Source organism: Kitasatospora sp. NPDC096128 (genome assembly GCF_040303105.1).
In the GTDB taxonomy this organism is placed as follows: domain Bacteria; phylum Actinomycetota; class Actinomycetes; order Streptomycetales; family Streptomycetaceae; genus Kitasatospora.
Window position 1 is genome coordinate 124,351 of sequence record NZ_JBEOSP010000003.1, and the last position, 17,812, is coordinate 142,162.

12 protein-coding genes and 1 pseudogene are annotated in these 17,812 nt (G+C 74.3%); 4 read left to right on the forward strand and 9 right to left on the reverse strand.

The annotated features are described in order from the left end of the window. Positions 1 to 58 precede the first annotated feature (58 nt). A complete protein-coding gene (locus ABTY61_RS04965; protein ID WP_350503519.1) occupies positions 59 to 1,675 on the forward strand; it encodes a DUF5691 domain-containing protein in 1,617 nt (538 codons plus the stop codon). A gap of 194 nt (positions 1,676 to 1,869) precedes the next feature. Here the strand turns inward: ABTY61_RS04965 and icmB are convergent, their stop codons facing one another. Then, entirely contained in the window at positions 1,870 to 2,277 is a 408-nt protein-coding gene (gene icmB, locus ABTY61_RS04970) for a coenzyme B12-dependent isobutyryl CoA mutase small subunit (RefSeq protein ID WP_350503520.1), read from the reverse strand. Positions 2,278 to 2,620: 343 nt separating this feature from the next. Between icmB and ABTY61_RS04975 the strand changes: the two genes are divergently transcribed. Further along, entirely contained in the window at positions 2,621 to 3,421 is an 801-nt protein-coding gene (locus tag ABTY61_RS04975; protein WP_350503521.1) for a M23 family metallopeptidase, read from the forward strand. A gap of 24 nt (positions 3,422 to 3,445) precedes the next feature. Here the strand turns inward: ABTY61_RS04975 and pcrA are convergent, their stop codons facing one another. From pcrA to ABTY61_RS04990, 3 genes are all read right to left on the reverse strand, one after another. Beyond that, the gene (gene pcrA / locus ABTY61_RS04980; RefSeq protein ID WP_350503522.1) at positions 3,446 to 6,130 is read right to left on the reverse strand and encodes a DNA helicase PcrA; all 2,685 of its coding nucleotides are present in this window, start codon (positions 6,128 to 6,130) and stop codon (positions 3,446 to 3,448) included. 81 nt (positions 6,131 to 6,211) lie between these two features. Then, positions 6,212 to 6,889 (reverse strand): LuxR C-terminal-related transcriptional regulator, encoded by a 678-nt coding sequence (locus ABTY61_RS04985; protein ID WP_350503523.1) that lies wholly within the window; start codon positions 6,887 to 6,889, stop codon positions 6,212 to 6,214. Next, positions 6,882 to 8,228 carry an ATP-binding protein gene (locus ABTY61_RS04990; RefSeq protein ID WP_350503711.1) on the reverse strand — a complete coding sequence of 449 codons (1,347 nt, stop codon included), beginning with the start codon at positions 8,226 to 8,228 and terminating at the stop codon, positions 6,882 to 6,884. The genes ABTY61_RS04985 and ABTY61_RS04990 overlap by 8 nt, the downstream gene beginning before the upstream one ends. 263 nt (positions 8,229 to 8,491) lie before the next feature. Between ABTY61_RS04990 and ABTY61_RS04995 the strand changes: the two genes are divergently transcribed. Continuing rightward, positions 8,492 to 9,919 (forward strand): PspC domain-containing protein, encoded by a 1,428-nt coding sequence (locus ABTY61_RS04995; protein ID WP_350503524.1) that lies wholly within the window; start codon positions 8,492 to 8,494, stop codon positions 9,917 to 9,919. Beyond that, a complete protein-coding gene (locus ABTY61_RS05000; protein WP_350503525.1) occupies positions 9,916 to 10,125 on the forward strand; it encodes a hypothetical protein in 210 nt (69 codons plus the stop codon). Before ABTY61_RS04995 ends, ABTY61_RS05000 begins: the two co-directional genes overlap by 4 nt. A 64-nt stretch (positions 10,126 to 10,189) precedes the next feature. Here the strand turns inward: ABTY61_RS05000 and ABTY61_RS05005 are convergent, their stop codons facing one another. The 5 genes and pseudogenes from ABTY61_RS05005 to ABTY61_RS05025 form a co-directional block, all read right to left on the reverse strand. Beyond that, positions 10,190 to 10,633 (reverse strand): QcrA and Rieske domain-containing protein, encoded by a 444-nt coding sequence (locus ABTY61_RS05005; RefSeq protein ID WP_502895228.1) that lies wholly within the window; start codon positions 10,631 to 10,633, stop codon positions 10,190 to 10,192. Between the two features lie 48 nt (positions 10,634 to 10,681). Next, positions 10,682 to 11,209: pseudogene (locus ABTY61_RS05010) on the reverse strand (DoxX family membrane protein); the annotation flags it as partial. Positions 11,210 to 11,381: 172 nt separating this feature from the next. Next, positions 11,382 to 12,950 (reverse strand): glutamine-hydrolyzing GMP synthase, encoded by a 1,569-nt coding sequence (guaA, locus tag ABTY61_RS05015; protein ID WP_497968976.1) that lies wholly within the window; start codon positions 12,948 to 12,950, stop codon positions 11,382 to 11,384. Between the two features lie 1,014 nt (positions 12,951 to 13,964). Next, the gene (locus ABTY61_RS05020) at positions 13,965 to 15,875 is read right to left on the reverse strand and encodes a hypothetical protein (protein WP_350503527.1); all 1,911 of its coding nucleotides are present in this window, start codon (positions 15,873 to 15,875) and stop codon (positions 13,965 to 13,967) included. Between the two features lie 119 nt (positions 15,876 to 15,994). Beyond that, positions 15,995 to 17,785 carry a GMC oxidoreductase gene (locus tag ABTY61_RS05025; RefSeq protein ID WP_350503528.1) on the reverse strand — a complete coding sequence of 597 codons (1,791 nt, stop codon included), beginning with the start codon at positions 17,783 to 17,785 and terminating at the stop codon, positions 15,995 to 15,997. Positions 17,786 to 17,812: the final 27 nt, after the last annotated feature.

The window sequence follows — 17,812 nt, forward strand, 5'->3', positions numbered from 1 at the left end:
GGGCGCGCGAACTGTCGGACCCGCCCGAGGAGACCCCGACGTTTCAGGAGAACCGACGATGACCATCACCCAGGACCCGTGGGAGCCGCTGCGCACCAGCGCCCTGCTCGGCACCGACCGGCGCCCGCTCCCGGCCACCGCCCTGCCGCTCGCCGACACCGTGGACCCCTCCGACCCGGCCACCGCCCTGCTGGAACTGGCCGCGCTGGCCACCGTCCGCCGCCGGGCCGGCGCCCTGCCCGTCCCGGCCGCCGAGCCGCCCGGGCCGCCCGCACCCGAGGACCCCCGCCCGGAACTGCCCGAGGCCGCCGCCCGCCGACTGGCCGTCCTGCTCGCCGGCCGCACCGGCGGCAGCGGCGGCGGCACCCTGGCCAACCTGGCCGAGCTGCTGCCGCAGTGGCTCACCACCGCCCGGGCCGCGGGCCTGCGGCCGCCCGCCGCCCTGATACCCGGGCTGCTCGACGCCGCCCGCGCGCGCAGCGAACTGCGCTCCGACGCCGTCGCGTTGGCCGGCCCGCTGGGCCGCTGGCTGGCCGCGCAGAACCCCGACTGGCGGTTCGTCCTGCGCACCGGCGCCACCGAGCCGGCCCGGCAGCCGGACGACCCCGCCGACCACCGGCTCTGGCACGAGGGCCTGTTCGCCGAGCGGGTCACCCACCTCACCCTGCTGCGCCGCCGCGACCCGGCCGCCGGACTGGAGCTGCTGCGCGGCACCTGGTCCACCGAGCGCGCCGAGGACCGGCTGCTCTTCCTGGACGCCCTCCAGGACGGCCTCTCCCCCGCCGACGAGCCCTTCCTGGAGGCCGCCCTGGGCGACCGCAGCAAGAACGTCCGCGCCACCGCCGCCGAACTGCTCTCCACCCTGCCCGGCTCGGCGCTCGCCGGACGGATGGCCGAGCGGGCCGGGGCTGCCGTCCGGCTCGCCGGGAGCGGCACCCACCTGCTGGTCACCCCGCCCGCCGAGTGCGACGAGCGGATGCAGCGCGACGGCATCACGCCCAAGTCCCCCACCGGGCGCGGCGAACGGGCCTGGTGGTTCGGCGAGGTGGTGGCCGCCGCGCCGCTGTCGCTCTGGCCGGCCAGGACCGGCCTGACGCCCGAGCAGCTGCTCGCCCTGCGGGTCGGCGACAGCCTGGACGAGACCAGCAGCAGCTGGGCCGACGACCTGCGGGAGGCCTGGGCGCGCGCCGCCGTGCGCCAGCACGACGCCGACTGGGCACGGGCGCTGCTCGGCCCGCCCCCCGCCCCGCCCGTCCGGGGCGCCGGGCGGGCCCGGGGCGCGCGGGCCACGGGCGCCCCGGCGAAGCTGCTGGCCGTCCTCCCGCCCGAGGAGCGGGCCGCCTGGACGGCCGCCTTCATCGAGGTGCACGGCCTGGGCGAGGCCTTCCAACTGCTCGGCGCCTGCACCACCCCGTGGACGCCGCCGCTGTCCACCGCCGTGGTGACGGCGCTGGCCCGGGCCGCCGCCTCCGGCGCGTACCCGTGGAGCCACAGCGGGGTGCTCGGGATGACGGAACGCTCGCTCGCCCCGGAGACGGCCGCCGCGGTGGAGGAGCTGGCCGCCGGGGCCTCGCCCGACTCCGCCTGGTCGGAGACCTTCGCCCGGCTGGCCGGGACGCTGCGCTTCCGGGCGGCGATGCTCGACGAGCTGCGCCCGGCCGCACCGGGGGCGTGAGCGGATCCGACCGGGCCGGCGCCCGGACACCCCCGAGCGGGCCGGCGCCCGGACCCCCCCGAGCGGGCCGGCGCCCGGACCCCCCCGAGCGGGCCGGCGCCCGGACACCCCCGACCGGGCCGGCGCCCGGACACGCCGGAGCGGGCCGGTCCGCGACGGACCGGCCCGCCCAGCGGGTACCGGAGTACCGGAGTTCAGCCCGCCGCCCGCAGGTTGGCCTCGACCCACGCCACCACGTCCCGGGTGGGCGTACCCGGGGTGAAGATGTCCGCGACGCCCATCGCCTTGAGCTCGGCGATGTCCTCGTCCGGGATGATCCCGCCGCAGAAGACCTTGATGTCCTCCGCGTCGCGCTCCTTCAACAGCTCCAGCACCCGGGCGCAGAGCGTCATGTGGGCGCCGGAGAGGATCGACAGCCCGATGCCGTCCGCATCCTCCTGGATCGCGGTGTCGACCACCTGCTCGGGCGTCTGGTGCAGCCCGGTGTAGATGACCTCCATACCGGCGTCGCGCAGGGCGCGCGCGATGACCTTGGCGCCACGGTCGTGACCGTCGAGCCCCGGCTTGGCGACCACCACACGGATCGGCCCCGACACACTCATCACTGCCTCCTGGACCTCGTCGTCCATCATCCGACCGGACCTCGTGGGCCCACGGGCGCGGTTGACGCGGTTAACGCTCGATAACCAACGACCTGAGGGGAGATTAGCGCCACCCGGCCCGGTTGGCCGAGCCCCCTCCCAAGAGGAGGGCAAAGTCACAGGCCCAGGCCTTGCTACCAGTGAGTACTCCTGTCGGCGGGTCCTCCGTACGGACACGGCGCGCCCCCCCGTGCGCCCCCTTGACAACCGGAGGTTTTTCCGGGGTGTCGACCGTGGGGCTACAGTCACGCCTGTTTACCTCGCACGACGACGTGACCGAGGCCCACCGAGGAGGCAGCCCCTGATGGCTCCCGAAGCAGCCGCCCGCCCGACCCGTGCGGAGCTGCGCCTCGCCGCCCGCGAACAGTCCCGTGCCCAGCGCCGCGGCGCCGCCAAGGCGGCCACCCGGGCCGCGCTGTTCCGGGTCGCGGTGCCCTCGGTGGCCGCGCTCGGGGTCGCCGGGGCGGCGGGCGCCGCGGTGGTCCAGGAGCAGGCCGACCGGGTGCCGCCGCAGGCCTCGGCGGCCGACGTTCCCGGCCGGGCGGCCGCGCCGCCGACCGCCCAGCAGGCGCTCGCGCACACCGACCAGAGCCAGGCCTCGCGCGGCGACGCCCGTCAGCCGCTGACCGGCGCCCAGCCCGGCGACGGCACGCCGACCACGGCTCCCACCGCGACCCCGACCGCCCAGCCGACGCCCGAGCCGGTCAAGCCCAAGGTGGTCATGCCGGTCGCCCAGCACGGCCTGGGCGAACTGTTCGGCGCCTCCGGCGAGCACTGGGCCAGGAAGCACACCGGCATCGACTTCCCGGTGGACGGCGGCTCGGAGGTGTACGCCGTCACCGACGGGACGCTGCGGACGCAGTGGAACCCGTTCTACGGCTACATGTCGATGCTGAAGATGCCGGACGGCACCGAGGCCTGGTACTGCCACCTGCGGAGTTACAAGGTCCGCAAGGGGCCGGTGAAGCAGGGCGACGTGATCGCCTTCGTCGGCAGCAGCGGCAACAGCACCGGGCCGCACCTGCACTTCGAGATCAGGCCGGCGGGCAGCGGGCCGGTCGACCCGCTGCCCTGGTTCCTCTCGAACGGGCTGGACCCGAGGTAGCGCCCAGGCCCGCCCGACCGCGCCCTACAGCTTCTCGACCGGCGCGTAGCGCAGCACCAGCCGCTTGCGGCCGCCCGACCCGAAGTCCACCTCGGCCTGGGCGTTGTCGCCGGCGCCCGTCACGCCCACCACGGTGCCCAGCCCGAAGGTGTCGTGGCTGACCCGGTCGCCGACGGCGAGCGAGGCGACCTCGCGCTCCACCACCTTGCCGCCGCGCCGCACCGACTGCCCCCAGCCCGCCTTCGGCGAGGCCGGACCGGACGACGACGACGAGGAGGAGCGCGAACTCCCGCCCCCGGACGAGGACTTGCCCCAGGACGAGCCCGAGGAGAAGCCGCGCTGGATCGGCGCCTGGGCCGCCCCCGTCCGCTTCCACTCGACCAGGGCCTCCGGGATCTCCTCCAGGAACCGCGAGGCCGGGTTGTAGGCCGGCTGCCCCCAGGCGCTGCGCAGCACCGAGCGGGTCAGGTAGAGCCGTTCGCGGGCCCGGGTGAGGCCGACGTACGCGAGCCGGCGCTCCTCCTCCAGCTCCTTGACCTGGTTGAGCGCCCGCATGTGCGGGAAGATCCCGTCCTCCATACCGGTCAGGAAGACGACGGGGAACTCCAGGCCCTTGGCGGTGTGCAGGGTCATCATCGTGATGACGCCCCGCCCTTCCTCGTCCTCGTCCGGGCTTCCCTCTTCTGCCCCGTACTGCTTCGCATCCGGGAGCTGGTCCGAGTCCGCGACCAGCGCGACCCGCTCCAGGAAGTCGGCCAGCGAGCCGACCGGCGGCGTGCCCTCCTCCCCGGCGTCCGGCCGCTCGCCCGGGTCCTGCTCGTACTCCAGCGCCACCGACGCGAGTTCCTGGAGGTTCTCCACCCGGGTCTCGTCCTGCGGGTCGGTGGAGGCCTGGAGCTCGGCCAGGTAGCCGGTCTCCTCCAGGACGGCCTCCAGCACCGCCGCCGGTCCCGCGCCCGACTCGACGACCTGGCGCAGCCCGGCCATCAGGACGTTGAACTTCTTGACCGCGTTGGCCGAGCGCGCGGCCATCCCGTACGCCTCGTCGACCCGTACCAGCGCCTGGGCGAAGGAGATCCGCTCCCGGGCGGCCAGCGCGTCGATCATCGCCTCGGCCCGCTCGCCGATGCCGCGCTTGGGCACGTTGAGGATCCGGCGCAGCGGCACGGTGTCCTCCGGGTTGGAGAGCACCCGCAGGTAGGCCAGGACGTCCCGGACCTCCTTGCGCTCGTAGAAGCGCACCCCGCCGACCACCTTGTACGGCAGGCCGACCCGGATGAACACCTCCTCGAACACCCGGGACTGGGCGTTGGTGCGGTAGAAGATCGCGACGTCGCCGGGCTTGGCCTCGCCCTTGTCGGTGAGCCGGTCGATCTCGTCGGCGATGAACTGGGCCTCGCCGTGCTCGTCGTCGGCGACGTAGCCGACCACCTTCTCGCCGTGGTCCCCGGCCGTCCAGAGCTTCTTCTCGCGCCGGTTGGCGTTGCGCTCGATGACGGCGTTGGCGGCGCTCAGGATGGTCTGGGTGGAGCGGTAGTTCTGCTCCAGCAGGATCGTGGTCGCGTTCGGGTAGTCCTCCTCGAACTGGAGGATGTTGCGGATGGTCGCGCCGCGGAAGGCGTAGATCGACTGGTCCGCGTCACCGACCACGCACAGCTCGGCCGGCGGCACCTCGGCGAGCCGCCCGGCCGCCGGGTTCACGAACTCCCCGTCCACGGTGCGCTTGGGGGCGTCGGCGACCGAGCCGCCGGTCAGCTCGCGGACCAGGGTGTACTGGGCGTGGTTGGTGTCCTGGTACTCGTCGACCAGGATGTGCCGGAACCGGCGGCGGTAGTGCTCGGCGACGTCCGGGAAGGCCTGCAGCAGGTTCACCGTCGTCATGATGATGTCGTCGAAGTCGAGCGCGTTGGCCTCGCGCAGCCGCCGCTGGTAGAGCGTGTACGCCTCGGCGAGCTTCTTCTCCATCGGGTTGGCGGCCTGGTCGGCGAAGGTCTCCTCGTCGATCAGCTCGTTCTTGAGGTTGCTGACCTTCGCCGTGAAGGACTTCGGCGGGAATTGCTTGGGGTCCAGGTCGAGGTCGCGGCAGACCAGGGACATCAGCCGCTGGGAGTCGGCCGAGTCGTAGATCGAGAAGCTGGAGGTGAAGCCCAGCACCTTGGACTCGCGGCGCAGGATCCGCACGCAGGCGCTGTGGAAGGTGGACACCCACATCGCCCGGGCGCGCGGGCCGACCAGTGCCTCGACGCGCTCGCGCATCTCGCCGGCCGCCTTGTTGGTGAAGGTGATCGCCAGGATCTCGCCCGGCTGCACCCCGCGGGCGCCCAGCAGGTAGGCGATCCGGTGGGTCAGCACCCTGGTCTTGCCGGAGCCGGCGCCGGCCACGATCAGCAGCGGCGAACCGGCGTGCAGCACCGCCTCGCGCTGGGGGTCGTTCATCCCCTCCAGCAGCTGCGCCGGGTCCACCACCGTGCGCGCGGAGCCGTTGCGGTACCAGGCGTCCCGCTCGGTCTCGGCGGCGTGGTCGGTGTGGAACAGCCCGTCCGGGATCGCCTCCTCGTACGCGTCGTACGACTGCTCCTCCTCGTACGGCTGGTCGTCCTCGTACGGCGGGGGCTCCTCGTCGGCGGCGACGGGCGCGGCGGGCTGCTTCGACCCGGCGGCGGGTGCCTCGAAACCGGGGAGCGGGAGGTCGTCAAAGAGGCTACTCATGGCAATGACGAGTCTATGGCCACCCACCGACAAGCCCGCCCGCCCCGGGAATCCGGGGCGGGCGGGCTCGGCCGGCGGGTGTCAGACCAGGCGGCGGGCGGTGGCCCAGCGGGTGAGTTCGTGGCGGTTGCTGAGCTGGAGCTTGCGCAGGACGGCGGAGACGTGGCTCTCGACGGTCTTCACCGAGATGAAGAGCTGCTTGGCGATCTCCTTGTAGGCGTAGCCGCGGGCGATCAGCCGCAGCACCTCGCGCTCGCGCTGGGTGAGCCGGTCCAGGTCCTCGTCCACCGGCGGGGTGTCGGTGGCGGCGAAGGCGTCCAGGACGAAGCCGGCCAACCGGGGCGAGAAGACGGCGTCGCCGTCGGCGATCCGGAAGATCGCGTCGACCAGGTCGGTGCCGGTGATGGTCTTGGTGACGTACCCGCGGGCGCCGCCGCGGATCACGCCGATGACGTCCTCGGCGGCGTCCGAGACGGACAGCGCCAGGAACTTCACGCCCCCCTGCTCGCCCATCACGCCGACCGAGCGGCGCAGCACCTCGACCCCGCCGCCGCCGGGCAGGTGGACGTCGAGCAGCACCACGTCCGGCCTGGTCTCGGCGACCACGCGGACCGCCGAGTCCACGTCGTCGGCCTCGCCCACCACGTCGATCCCGGTCACGTCGGTACGGCCGATCTCGGCCCGGACCCCCGTCCGGAACATCCGGTGGTCGTCCACCAGCACGACCCTGGCCGTGCGCCCCGGCTCTGCCTCAGTCATTCGTTCTCTCCATCTCCAGCTCGACCTCGGTGCCGCCGCCCGCCGCCGGCCGCACCCGCGCGGTGCCGCCGTGCCGCTTCATCCGGCCGATGATCGACTCCCGTACGCCCATCCGGTCCTCGGGCACCGTGTCGGGGTCGAAGCCGGGTCCGTGGTCGCGGATGAACACCGACACCGTCCTCCCCTCCACCTCGGCGTAGACCTGGACCGGTCCCCCGCCACCGTACTTGGCCGCGTTGACGGTCGCCTCCCTCGCGGCCTGCATCTGTGCCGCGATCTTCTCGTCCATCGGGCAGTCGCCGACGATGACGAGCTCCACCGGGACGCCGTGCCGGTCCTCGACCTCGGCGACGGCGGCGCGCAGGGTCTCCGCCATGGTGTCCGGCGCGGCCTCGGCGGCGGCCTCCGGGCGGTACAGCCACAGCCGCAGCTCGCGCTCCTGGGAGCGGGCCAGCCGGAGCACCTCCTTGGGGTCCTCGGCCCGGCGCTGGATCAGGGTGAGGGTGTGCAGCACCGAGTCGTGGATGTGCGCGGCGATCTCGGCGCGCTCCTGGGCCCGGATGCGGGCGGTGCGCTCCGCGCCGAGGTCCTGCCAGAGCCGCAGGCCGTACGGGCCGAGCAGCACCAGCACGCCGGCCAGCACCGCGATCGAGGCCTCGATCACCGAGCCGAGGGTGGAGCCGCTGCCCTGCATGGCGAGCAGCGCGATGGTGCCGACCACCGCGAGCAGCACGCCCACGCCGACCCGGGTGTAGGCGCCGCGGCGCTTCTCGCCCTCCTCGATGCCGAACCAGCGCTGCCAGCGCGAGTCGTCGGCCTGCCGCCAGACCAGCGCGACGCCGACGCCGATCGCCAGCAGCGGCCAGGTGTACGGCTTGGCGGTCTGCCAGCCGAGCACGTTCAGCAGCGCGATCAGGCCGATCACGACCATGACCAGAGCGGCGAGCTGGCCGATGCCGCCCTGCCCGGTCCGGCCGCCGGGCCGGGTGCCGGCCTCGCCCTCGGCCTCCGCGGCGGTGCCGGCGACCGGCTCGCCCTGGAGCGCGTGCTGGAGCAGTTCGCGCAGCCGGCCGACCCATCCGCCGCCGCCCGGCTTGGTCAGCGGGGTGCCCGGCCGCAGCCAGGGCGAGGTCGGGACGTAGACGCCGTTGACGTTCACCCAGTGCGTGCCGCCGCGCTGCGAGGGCTCGCCGATGCCGATCGGCACCACGAACCAGAACGCCGCGTACAGCAGCGCGCCGATCCCCTGGGCGAAGAACAGCAGCACGAAGGCCAGCCGGACCCAGCGCACGGGCAGCCCGAGGTGGACCGCCAGGCCGTGCGCGACGCCGCCCAGCATCCGCCCCTGCGGGCTGCGGTACAGCCGGCGGTAGGGGGGCCGCCCGCCGGCGGGCACGTTGGGGTCGGCGCCGGCCGACGCCGCGGCGTCGGGGGCGAGGGGGCGGGGATCGGTACCGGGTGCTGCCACGCCACCGATGGTTCCACGCGGGCGGTTCCGGGCGCATCAGGGTGGGGCCCCCAGTCCTCTCAGGGACAAGTCAGGGTAGGGGCAGGGCCGTACCCGGTTGGGTCCGCCCGCCCCGGGCCGGAAGGATGGTGCCCATGACCGAGGACCACATCCAGGAGGCCGGGCCGACCGCCCCGCCGGAACCGGAACGCCCGCCGCTGACCAGGACCGAGCACCACCGCGTGGTGGCCGGTGTCTGCGGCGGCCTCGGGCGGCATCTGGACATCGACCCGGTGGTGTTCCGGGTGGTCACCGTGGTGCTCTGCCTCTCCGGCGGCCTCGGACTGTTCCTGTACGGCCTGGCCTGGCTGATCGTCCCGACCGAGGACGGCGCCGACGGCAAGGGCCGCGGCGGGCGCACCGAGCTCCAGCGGGTGCTGACCGGCCGGGTGGACGGCCAGTCGATCGGCGCGGTGCTGCTGACCGTGATCGGCACCGGGGTGTTCTTCTCCTCGATGGGCGACGGGGACCAGCTGTTCCCGCTGCTGCTGCTCGGCGGCCTGGTCTTCCTGGCGGTCCGCTACGACCCGGAGCGCCGCCGCGGTCGCTTCCGCGGCCGCGGGCGGCGGCACGGCGGCCCGTACGACCGCCACTTCCCCGACGCCGACGGCCACGGCTGGCCGCAGGACGAGGCCGCCCGGGCCCGGCACGCCGCCGACCAGGCCGCCGGGACCGTCCCCGCCGACTCCCCCGTGCCCGGCCCGAGCGGCTACCTGTGGGACCCCCGCCACCCCGAGCGCAATCCGTACGGCGCCGGCGAGCAGGGTGCCCCGCCCCCCGCCGCGGGCCCGAAGGTGCCGCCGCCCGGCGGCCCGGCCCAGCCCTGGTGGCAGCGCGCCGACCTCCCGGAGGGCGACCCGCTGCGCAAGGAGCGCCCGGAGCGCCGCCGCGAGCCGGCCGCCGTCCGGCACCCCAAGGAGCGCTCGCCGCTCGGCTTCTTCGGCTTCCTGCTGGCGATCGGCGCCGCCACCGCGGTCTGGTCCGCCTCGGTCGGCCACACCGACGTCACCAAGCTGAGCACCGTCGTGCTGGCCACCGGGCTGCTGGTGATCGGCCTGACCCTGCTGCTGGCAGCGAAGTTCGGCAAGGCCCGCAAGCTCGCGGCGCTGGGCCTGCTGACCACCCTGGCGCTGGCCTTCGCCGGCCACTCGCCGCACACCGTGCAGGACGCCGTCGGCGACCGCTCCTGGACGGTCGCCACGGCCGCGGACCTCAAGGACCGCTACAACCTCGGCGCCGGCAACATCCGGCTGGACCTCTCCCGGCTGGACCCGGCGGGCGGCACCGTCGCCACCAAGGTCGACCTCGGCGCCGGCGAACTGGTCGTCACCGTGCCGACGGACGTCACGGTGGACCTGGTGGCCCGGGTCGGCCTGGGCAACGTCACCGTCCCCGGCGACCGCAACGACGGCACCGGCCGGCACGTCTACCAGCTCGGCCCGCTGGACGGCCGCCCGTCCAAGGGCACCATCGATCTCCAACTCGGCATCGGCCTCGGCGACATCAAGGTGGTCCAGCAGTGAGGAAGCACCGGCTCGACCTGTTCTCGCTGATCGCGGGCGCCCTGTTCACCACGATCGCGATCAGCTACCTGGTGGCGGCGCTCAACGACGAGACGGTGAACGGACGCATCGTCGTCCCGGTCACCTTCATCGTGCTCGGCGTCGGCGGCCTGGCCGGCGCGGTCGCGGCGGTGGCCCGGCGGAGCCGGCCCGACCGGGACGCGTAGCCGAGGGGACGGACAGGCGAACGGACGGGCGGGCGGGCGAACGGACGGGCAGCGGCCGGTTCGGTCAGCTCTGCTGCGCGCCCAGGGTCAGCCTGTCGCCGTCCTTGCTGACGCCGTACCGGGGCAGCGGCTTGACCGCCGGCCCGTTGACCACCGCGCCGGTCGCGGCGTCGAAGCGGGAGCCGTGGCAGGGGCAGTACAGCTGGCCGTTCTTCGGGGCGTCCACCGCGCAGCCGGAATGGGTGCAGACGGCGGAGAAGGCGCAGTACTGGCCGGCCTTGGGCTGCACGATGTAGACGGCGTCCCCGGTGGCCGGGTCCTTGACCTGGGCCGAGCCGCCGACCGGCACGCTCGCCGCGGCGACCGTGGGGGCGGGCGCGGCGGCGCCGGAGGCCGGGGCCGCGGACTGCTTGGGCGCGGCCTTCCCGCTCCGGCCGAAGGTGCGGGTGAGCGAGCCGGTCAGCAGCCCGGCGCCGCCGATCGCGACCGCCGCGATGCCGCCGTCCACCAGCGCCCGGCGCTTGACGTGCTCCTCGGTCAGCCCCCGCTCGCGGTCCCGCCCGGCCCGGCGGGACAGGTAGCCGTCCACCGACAGGTACGGGGTGCCGGCCAGCAGCAGCGGGGTCCAGGCCATCAGGTAGCCGAGGTCGTTGCCGAGGTAGTACGGCGAGACGCTCCAGCTGACGGTCAGCCACAGGCTGAGGTTGATCAGCGCGCCGCCGAGCGCCGCGATCCGGCCCCAGAGGCCGAGCAGGGTGCCGAGGCCGACCGCCAGCTCGCCGAAGGCGACGGCCAGCGCGGACAGGGTGGGCGCGTCCAGCGCGGGGCCGAGCAGGAAGGCGATCGGGCTGCCGCCCGCCTTGGCGGCCCGGGTCTGGGAGAGGAAGGAGGCCGGGTCGCCGGCGCCGGCCAGGAAGTGCGCGTCGGAGAGCTTGTCCAGGGCGGCGTAGACGAAGGTGACGCCGAGGAACAGCCGCAGCGGCAGCAGCGCGTACCTGGACGCGAACGCCCGCAGCCGGGCCGCCCGGTCGGCCCGGCGGGCCGCTCCTCCGTCGATCGCCTCGGAGTTGCTGACCTCCGACATCCCGCACACCTTCCCTCACGGCCTGCCGCTCTCTGACAGGTCCGGTCCGCATTCTGCCCGCTCCTGCCCGCTTTCGGTGGGACGTGCCGGAGCCGTGACCGCGAACGGCCGCGCCGCCGTTCCCTTCACTACGGGAACGACGGCGCGGCTGTTCAGGCTTCGCGGGGAGCGCTCACTCCCACTCGATGGTGCCCGGCGGCTTGCTGGTGACGTCGACGACGACGCGGTTCACGTCGCGGACCTCGTTGGTGATCCGGGTGGAGATCTTCGCCAGCACGTCGTACGGCAGGCGCGACCAGTCGGCGGTCATGGCGTCCTCGGAGGAGACCGGGCGCAGCACGATCGGGTGACCGTAGGTGCGGCCGTCGCCCTGCACACCCACGCTGCGCACGTCGGCGAGCAGCACGACCGGGCACTGCCAGATCTCGCGGTCCAGACCGGCCGCGGTCAGCTCCTCGCGGGCGATCGCGTCGGCGTCGCGGAGCAGGTCCAGGCGCTCCTTCGTGACCTCGCCGACGATCCGGATGCCCAGGCCGGGGCCCGGGAACGGCTGGCGCTGGACGATCTCCTCCGGCAGGCCGAGCTCCTGGCCGACCATCCGGACCTCGTCCTTGAACAGCTTGCGCAGCGGCTCCACCAGCTGGAACTGGAGGTCCTCGGGCAGGCCGCCGACGTTGTGGTGGGACTTGATGTTGGCGGTGCCGGTACCACCGCCGGACTCCACCACGTCCGGGTACAGGGTGCCCTGGACCAGGAAGTCGACCGACTCGCCGTGCGCGCCGGCCTCGGCGACGATCTCGGCCTGGGCCTGCTCGAAGACCCGGATGAACTCCCGGCCGATGATCTTGCGCTTCTCCTCGGGGTCGGTGACCCCCTTGAGCGCGTTCAGGAAGCGCTCGGAGGCGTCGACGACCTTCAGCTGGACGCCGGTGGCGGCCACGAAGTCCTTCTCGACCTGCTCGGTCTCGCCCTTGCGCATCAGGCCGTGGTCGACGTAGACGCAGGTCAGCCGGTCGCCGATGGCCTTGTTGACCAGCGCCGCGGCGACCGCGGAGTCCACGCCGCCGGACAGGCCGCAGATCGCGCGCTTGTTGCCGACCTGCTCGCGGATCAGGGCGATCTGCTCCTCGACCACGCTGCCGGTGGTCCAGGTCGGGGCGATGCCGGCGCCGCGGTAGAGGAAGTGCTCCAGGATCTGCTGGCCGTGGTCGGAGTGCAGCACCTCGGGGTGGTACTGGACGCCGTACAGCCTGGCTTCGTCGTTCTCGAAGGCCGCGACCGGGACCACCTCGGTGGAGGCGGTGACGGTGAAGCCCTCCGGGGCGGCGGAGCAGGCGTCGCCGTGCGACATCCACACCGAGTGCTCCGCCGGCACGCCCTCGAACAGCGTGGAGCCGGTGCGGGAGACCTTCAGCGGGGTGCGGCCGTACTCGCGGGCGCCGCTGTTGTCGACGGTGCCGCCCAGGGTCTTCGCCATCAGCTGGAAGCCGTAGCACATGCCGAAGACCGGGACGCCGGCCTCGAAGATCGCGCGGTCGAGCTGCGGCGCGCCCTCTTCGTAGACCGACGACGGACCGCCGGAGAGGATGATCGCCTTGGGGTTCTTGGCGAGCATCTCGGCGACCGGCATGCTGCTCGGCACGATCTCGCTGTAGACCCGCGCCTCACGCACCCGACGGGCGATGAGCTGGGCGTACTGGGCGCCGAAGTCGACCACCAGGACGGTGTCGTTGTCCGGCACGGACTGGACGGGAATTGCAGAGGACACAGACGGCCTTCCGGCAGCGGTATCGAGGTGTCACGCAGAGCCGCTTCCCCGACGGAGGGCAGCGGCGGCGGACGGGTGTGGGGTGTCTGGACACCGATTCTACCGGGCTGTCCGGTTTCACTCGTCTGCACGTCCAAAGGACCGTGACCGGTCGGGCCCGCCCTTCGTTGCTTCAGACGACCGCACGGCTCCGCCGCGTCCGCCAGACGCGCCGCCGCCGCCCCCGACCGGGGGCACCGCCGTACGGCTGCAGGACCACGCGTGGAGCTTCACCCCAGTCCACCGGCGCACGTGGCGCCGCCGCCCCGGCCAGCCGGGGAGCGCGGCTCCGTGGGACCGTGCGCGGGTGCCGCGGCCGGCCAGCAGGGGACAGCGACCCCGGCCGCGACTGGGCCGAGAGGTGGGACGGCCGGCTCCCCGGGGACGCCCGGGACCGGCCGTCGCACCGCCCTTCGATCCGGGGTGCGCCCCGGGCGCACCACCCCCGCCGTCCCGCGCTGCTACGCGCGTCCCCGTGCGCCGCAGCCCCCGAACCACTACTCACCGTGATCATTCGGTGCGGAACCGCCAGTGTGCCGCCAGTAAATGGACTGTGCCGAACTGTGCCGAACCGGTTGCAGAGCAGCCCCTCCGTCCACCACGATGCTTGATGTGAACGGTTCTCCCGGCGGCCGGAAGGCCTGCCGCGGAGGCCCGGACCGATGTCTCCGCGGCCTCAGCGCCGCACGGCGGCGGCGGTCATCACCTCACGCTCCGTGATCAATGGCCCGCGCAGACCTGTCCGCCGACCCGCCACCGCACGGGAGCGCGTGCCCCCGCTCCGCCGGTCACCGCCGGCGCCGCGGAGCCACACCACGAGCCGACCGACCCGACGGCGCTCCTCCCCCGGCGCCGTCACCTCCAGCACCGGCGCAGCCCTGACGCCGAGTGCTGAGCGACAAAGGGCCCCGTTCCCCCGCGGGGCCCTTTGCCCTTTCCACGGCCGGCTTACGGGTGGTCTCGCCAGACCGTCGGGTCGACCGGCTCCTCGGCCGGCCGCCGGGCGTCCGCGGGCAGCCCCGTCCCGGCCGCCGGGGTGGGCGGCGCGTCGTGCGAGCCGATCACCTCACCCACCCCGGCCACCGCCGGCGCGTCCGCCACCGGCCCGGGCGGGTACGGCACTCCGGGCACCTCGGCCCCGGGCGGCGGCGCCCCGTACGCCGGACCGCCCTGCCCGGGAACCCCGGGCGGCACGGGCGCCCCCGGCACCCCGTAGCCCGGCCCCGCCGGGTACGGCACCGCCGGCGGCACCGCGCCGTACGCCCCGTACGGCCCCGCCCCGGGCGGCAGCGCCCCGTAGGCCGCGCCGGCGCTCCCGCCGCCGAGCGCCGCCAGCAGCGCGGGCACCAGCAGCGCGCCGACCGCCGCCCAGACCACGAAGGCCACCAGGACGCTGACGAACACCAGGCCGATCGAGGTGTCCTGGGTGGTGACCGTGCCGTTCGAGCCGCTCCAGCCACCGTCGTCCGGTGCGGCGAAGGACATCGCCGCACTGGTCAGCCCGCCGGACGCCGCCGTCAGCCCGGTCAGCAGCGCGGCGTACACGACCGCCAGCCGGAGCCGGTCGGCCACGTCCAGCTGCCGCCGGTGGGCCGTCCAGCCGAGCAGGAGCGCCGCGGCGAGCGCCAGCAGAGCGGCCCAGCGCCAGTCGGCGGACTGGTCGTGCAGGTCGAAGAAGGAGAACTCCGTGTGCCTGCCGCGGTCACCGCTCCAGCCGGGGGTGTCCCCGCCCAGGTCGCTGCTCCCCCGGAGCGTCGCGCCCGAGCCCAGGCCCAGCAACTCCAGGCCGAGGTTGGGCAGGAAGGCCAGCGAGACCGCCGTCTTCCAGCCCTGGTCGCTGTTGACCGCGACCAGCACGAAGGCCGTCACCGAGGCCAGGCCGACGGTCAGCGCGAGGGCCTGGCCGGCCGTCAGCGCGGCCACCGCCCAGCCGCGCACCGACCGGCTGCGCCACGCGGCCCAGCGCAGCGCGTCGGTGCCGTACACGGTGAAGGCCAGCAGCCCGCCGAGCAGGACGGTCCAGCCGAGCGCCCACAGCCAGCCGGAGTCGGTGCTGATCGACGGCTTCCCGAGGCTCAGCCCGGAGCCGTAGTAGTCGGATTCGCCCTCGACGCCCTTGGGGTTCCAGCTGGTGCCGCCGACCAGGCCGAGCACCACGGTCACCAGGCCCAGCACCACCGCGGTGCGCAAAGCCTCGCCGGCCGCCTGGCCGCGGGTCAGCTGGGAGCCGTCGGCCTTGCGCCGCCGCAGGCCGGCCCGCAGGCCGAGCCAGAGGGCCACTCCCCACAGGAGGGTGACCGTCATCGGCACCACCCAGAGGGTGATCTCCAGGCCCTCCGAGCGGCTCCGGCTGATCGGGCTCCGGAAGCCGAGCCGGAACGGCGCCCCGAGCGCGTTCAGCGCCATCCCCAGGGTGGACAGCAGGCGGTCGCCGAAGTCGGGCGTCGGGAAGGTCCGGTCGTAGGTGTAGTCGCTCGGGATCGCCGCGATCAGCGCCGCCAGCAGCAGCACCGCGGTCGGGCCGAGGGCCGCCCGCAGCGCCGGGCGCCAGTCGGCGCCGGTCAGCAGCCGCCGGACGGCCGAGGACGGCTGGTACGGCCGGCCGGCCCCCCAGCTGCCCAGCGCGGGCGGGCCGCCGGGCGGCGGGTAGCCGGACCCGGGCGGCGGCGGGTGGTACCCGGCGGTCGGCGGGAGGGCCGGCGGCCCGTACCCGGGGGGCGGTGGCGGTGGCGGCGGTGGCGGCGGTGCCGCGGGCAGAGCGGCGGCCGTCGGCGGCGGCGGTATCGTCGGCCGGCCGCACGAGCCGCAGACCGGCGCCCCCTCCTCCGAAGTCGCGCCGCACGATGCGCAGTTGGCCATGGACCGCATTCCCCCCGCTCGACGAGTTCCTGGTCCCCCAGGGAGCCCGTTTATCCCATCGGATCCGAACGACTGTCAACCGATGAGCGGCACAGGCGGGTTGGCTGTCGACAGGGGGGTCAGCCGCGCTTCTTCGGGACCTCCGGGACGGGCAGCAGCGGCAGTCGCAGCGCGCCGAACGCGCCCTCCGGCACGGCCGGTCGCACCGGCGCGACCGGGGCGACCGGGCGGTAGGACTCGCCCTGCGCCGGGCGCCGGTCGGCCTCCCCCTTGTTGGGCCACATCGACATCGCGCGCTCGGCCTGCGCGGTGATGGTGAGCGAGGGGTTGACGCCGAGGTTGGCGGAGACGGCCGCGCCGTCCACCACGCTGATCCCGGGGTGGCCGTACAGCCGGTGGTACGGGTCGACCACGCCGGTTTCGGGGGCGTCGCCGATCGGGCAGCCGCCGAGGAAGTGCGCGGTCATCGGGATGTCGAAGATCTCGCCGACGGTGCTGCCCGGGAAGCCGTTGATCTCGTCGGCCAGCGCCTGGGCGCCCTTCTCGGCGGCCGGGATCCAGGTCGGGTTGGGGGTGCCGTGGCCCTGGCTGGAGGTGAGCCGGGGCTTGCCGAGCGGGCCCTTCTTGAGCGAGACGGTGATCGAGTTGTCCAGCGACTGCATCACCAGGCCGATGATCGTCTTCTCGGACCAGCCGCGCTGGTTCATCGAGCGGCCGAAGGTCACCGGGTGGAGCACCGAGTTGCCCAGGTAGCGCAGCCAGCGCGGGGCCTTCCCGCCGCCCTTGACCTGCGCGATCGACAGCGCGCCCATCGCGTTGGAGCCCTTGCCGTAGCGGACCGGCTCGATGTGGGTGTTGGCGTCCGGGTGGATCGAGGAGGTGATCGCCACGCCCTTGGTGAAGTCCGCCTTGGTGCCGTAGCGCCGGTCGGTGGTCTGCGCGCCCACCAGCGCCTCGGAGTTGGTGCGGGTCAGCTCGCCGAGCCGGTCGGAGATCCGCGGCAGGTGGCCGCCGTCGCGCATCCGGTGCAGCAGCGACTGGGTGCCGTAGGTGCCGGCCGCGACCACCACCCGGGCGGCGGTGATGGTCCGGGCGCCCGCCTTGACCCGGTCGGTCCGCGACCGGGAGTCGGTGCGGCGCACGTCCACGGCGAAGCCGCCGCCGGCCTCCCGGATCCGGGCGACGGTGGTGAGCGGGTGGATCTCCGCGCCCCCCGCCTCGGCCAGGTGCAGGTAGTTCTCGGTGAGCATGTTCTTGGCGCCGTGCCGGCAGCCGGTCATGCACTCGCCGCACTCCACGCAGGCCTTGCGGGCCGGGCCGGCGCCGCCGAAGTACGGGTCGGCGACCTCCTCGCCGGGCGCGCCCTTGGCGGTGCCGTCGGTGTCCTTGCCGTCCCCGAAGAAGACCCCGACCGGCGCCATGTGGAAGGTGTCCCCGACCCCCATCTTCTCCGCCGCCGCCTTGAGGTGGACGTCGGACGGCGTGACGGTCGGGTTCAGCCGGACCCCGAGCATCCGCTGCGCCTGGTCGTAGAACGGCGCCAACTCCTGCTGCCAGTCGGTGATGTGGCGCCACTGACGGTCCTCGAAGAAGGCCTTCGGCGGCACGTACAGGGTGTTGGCGTAGTTCAGCGAGCCGCCGCCGACCCCGGCACCGGCCAGGATCAGCACATTGGCCAGCAGGTGGATCCGCTGGATCCCGTACAGCCCGAGCTGCGGCGCCCACAGGTAGTTCGGCAGGTCCCAGGAGTTGCGGGGCAGTTCGTCCCGCTCGAAGCGCCGCCCGGCCTCCAGGACGGCGACCCGGTAGCCCTTCTCGGTCAGCCGCAGCGCCGCGACCGAACCGCCGAAGCCGGAGCCGACCACGACCACGTCGTAGTCGAACTCCGCCGCACCGTCGGACTCCACCATCTGCCACTGCTCCTCGGGGGATCGAAA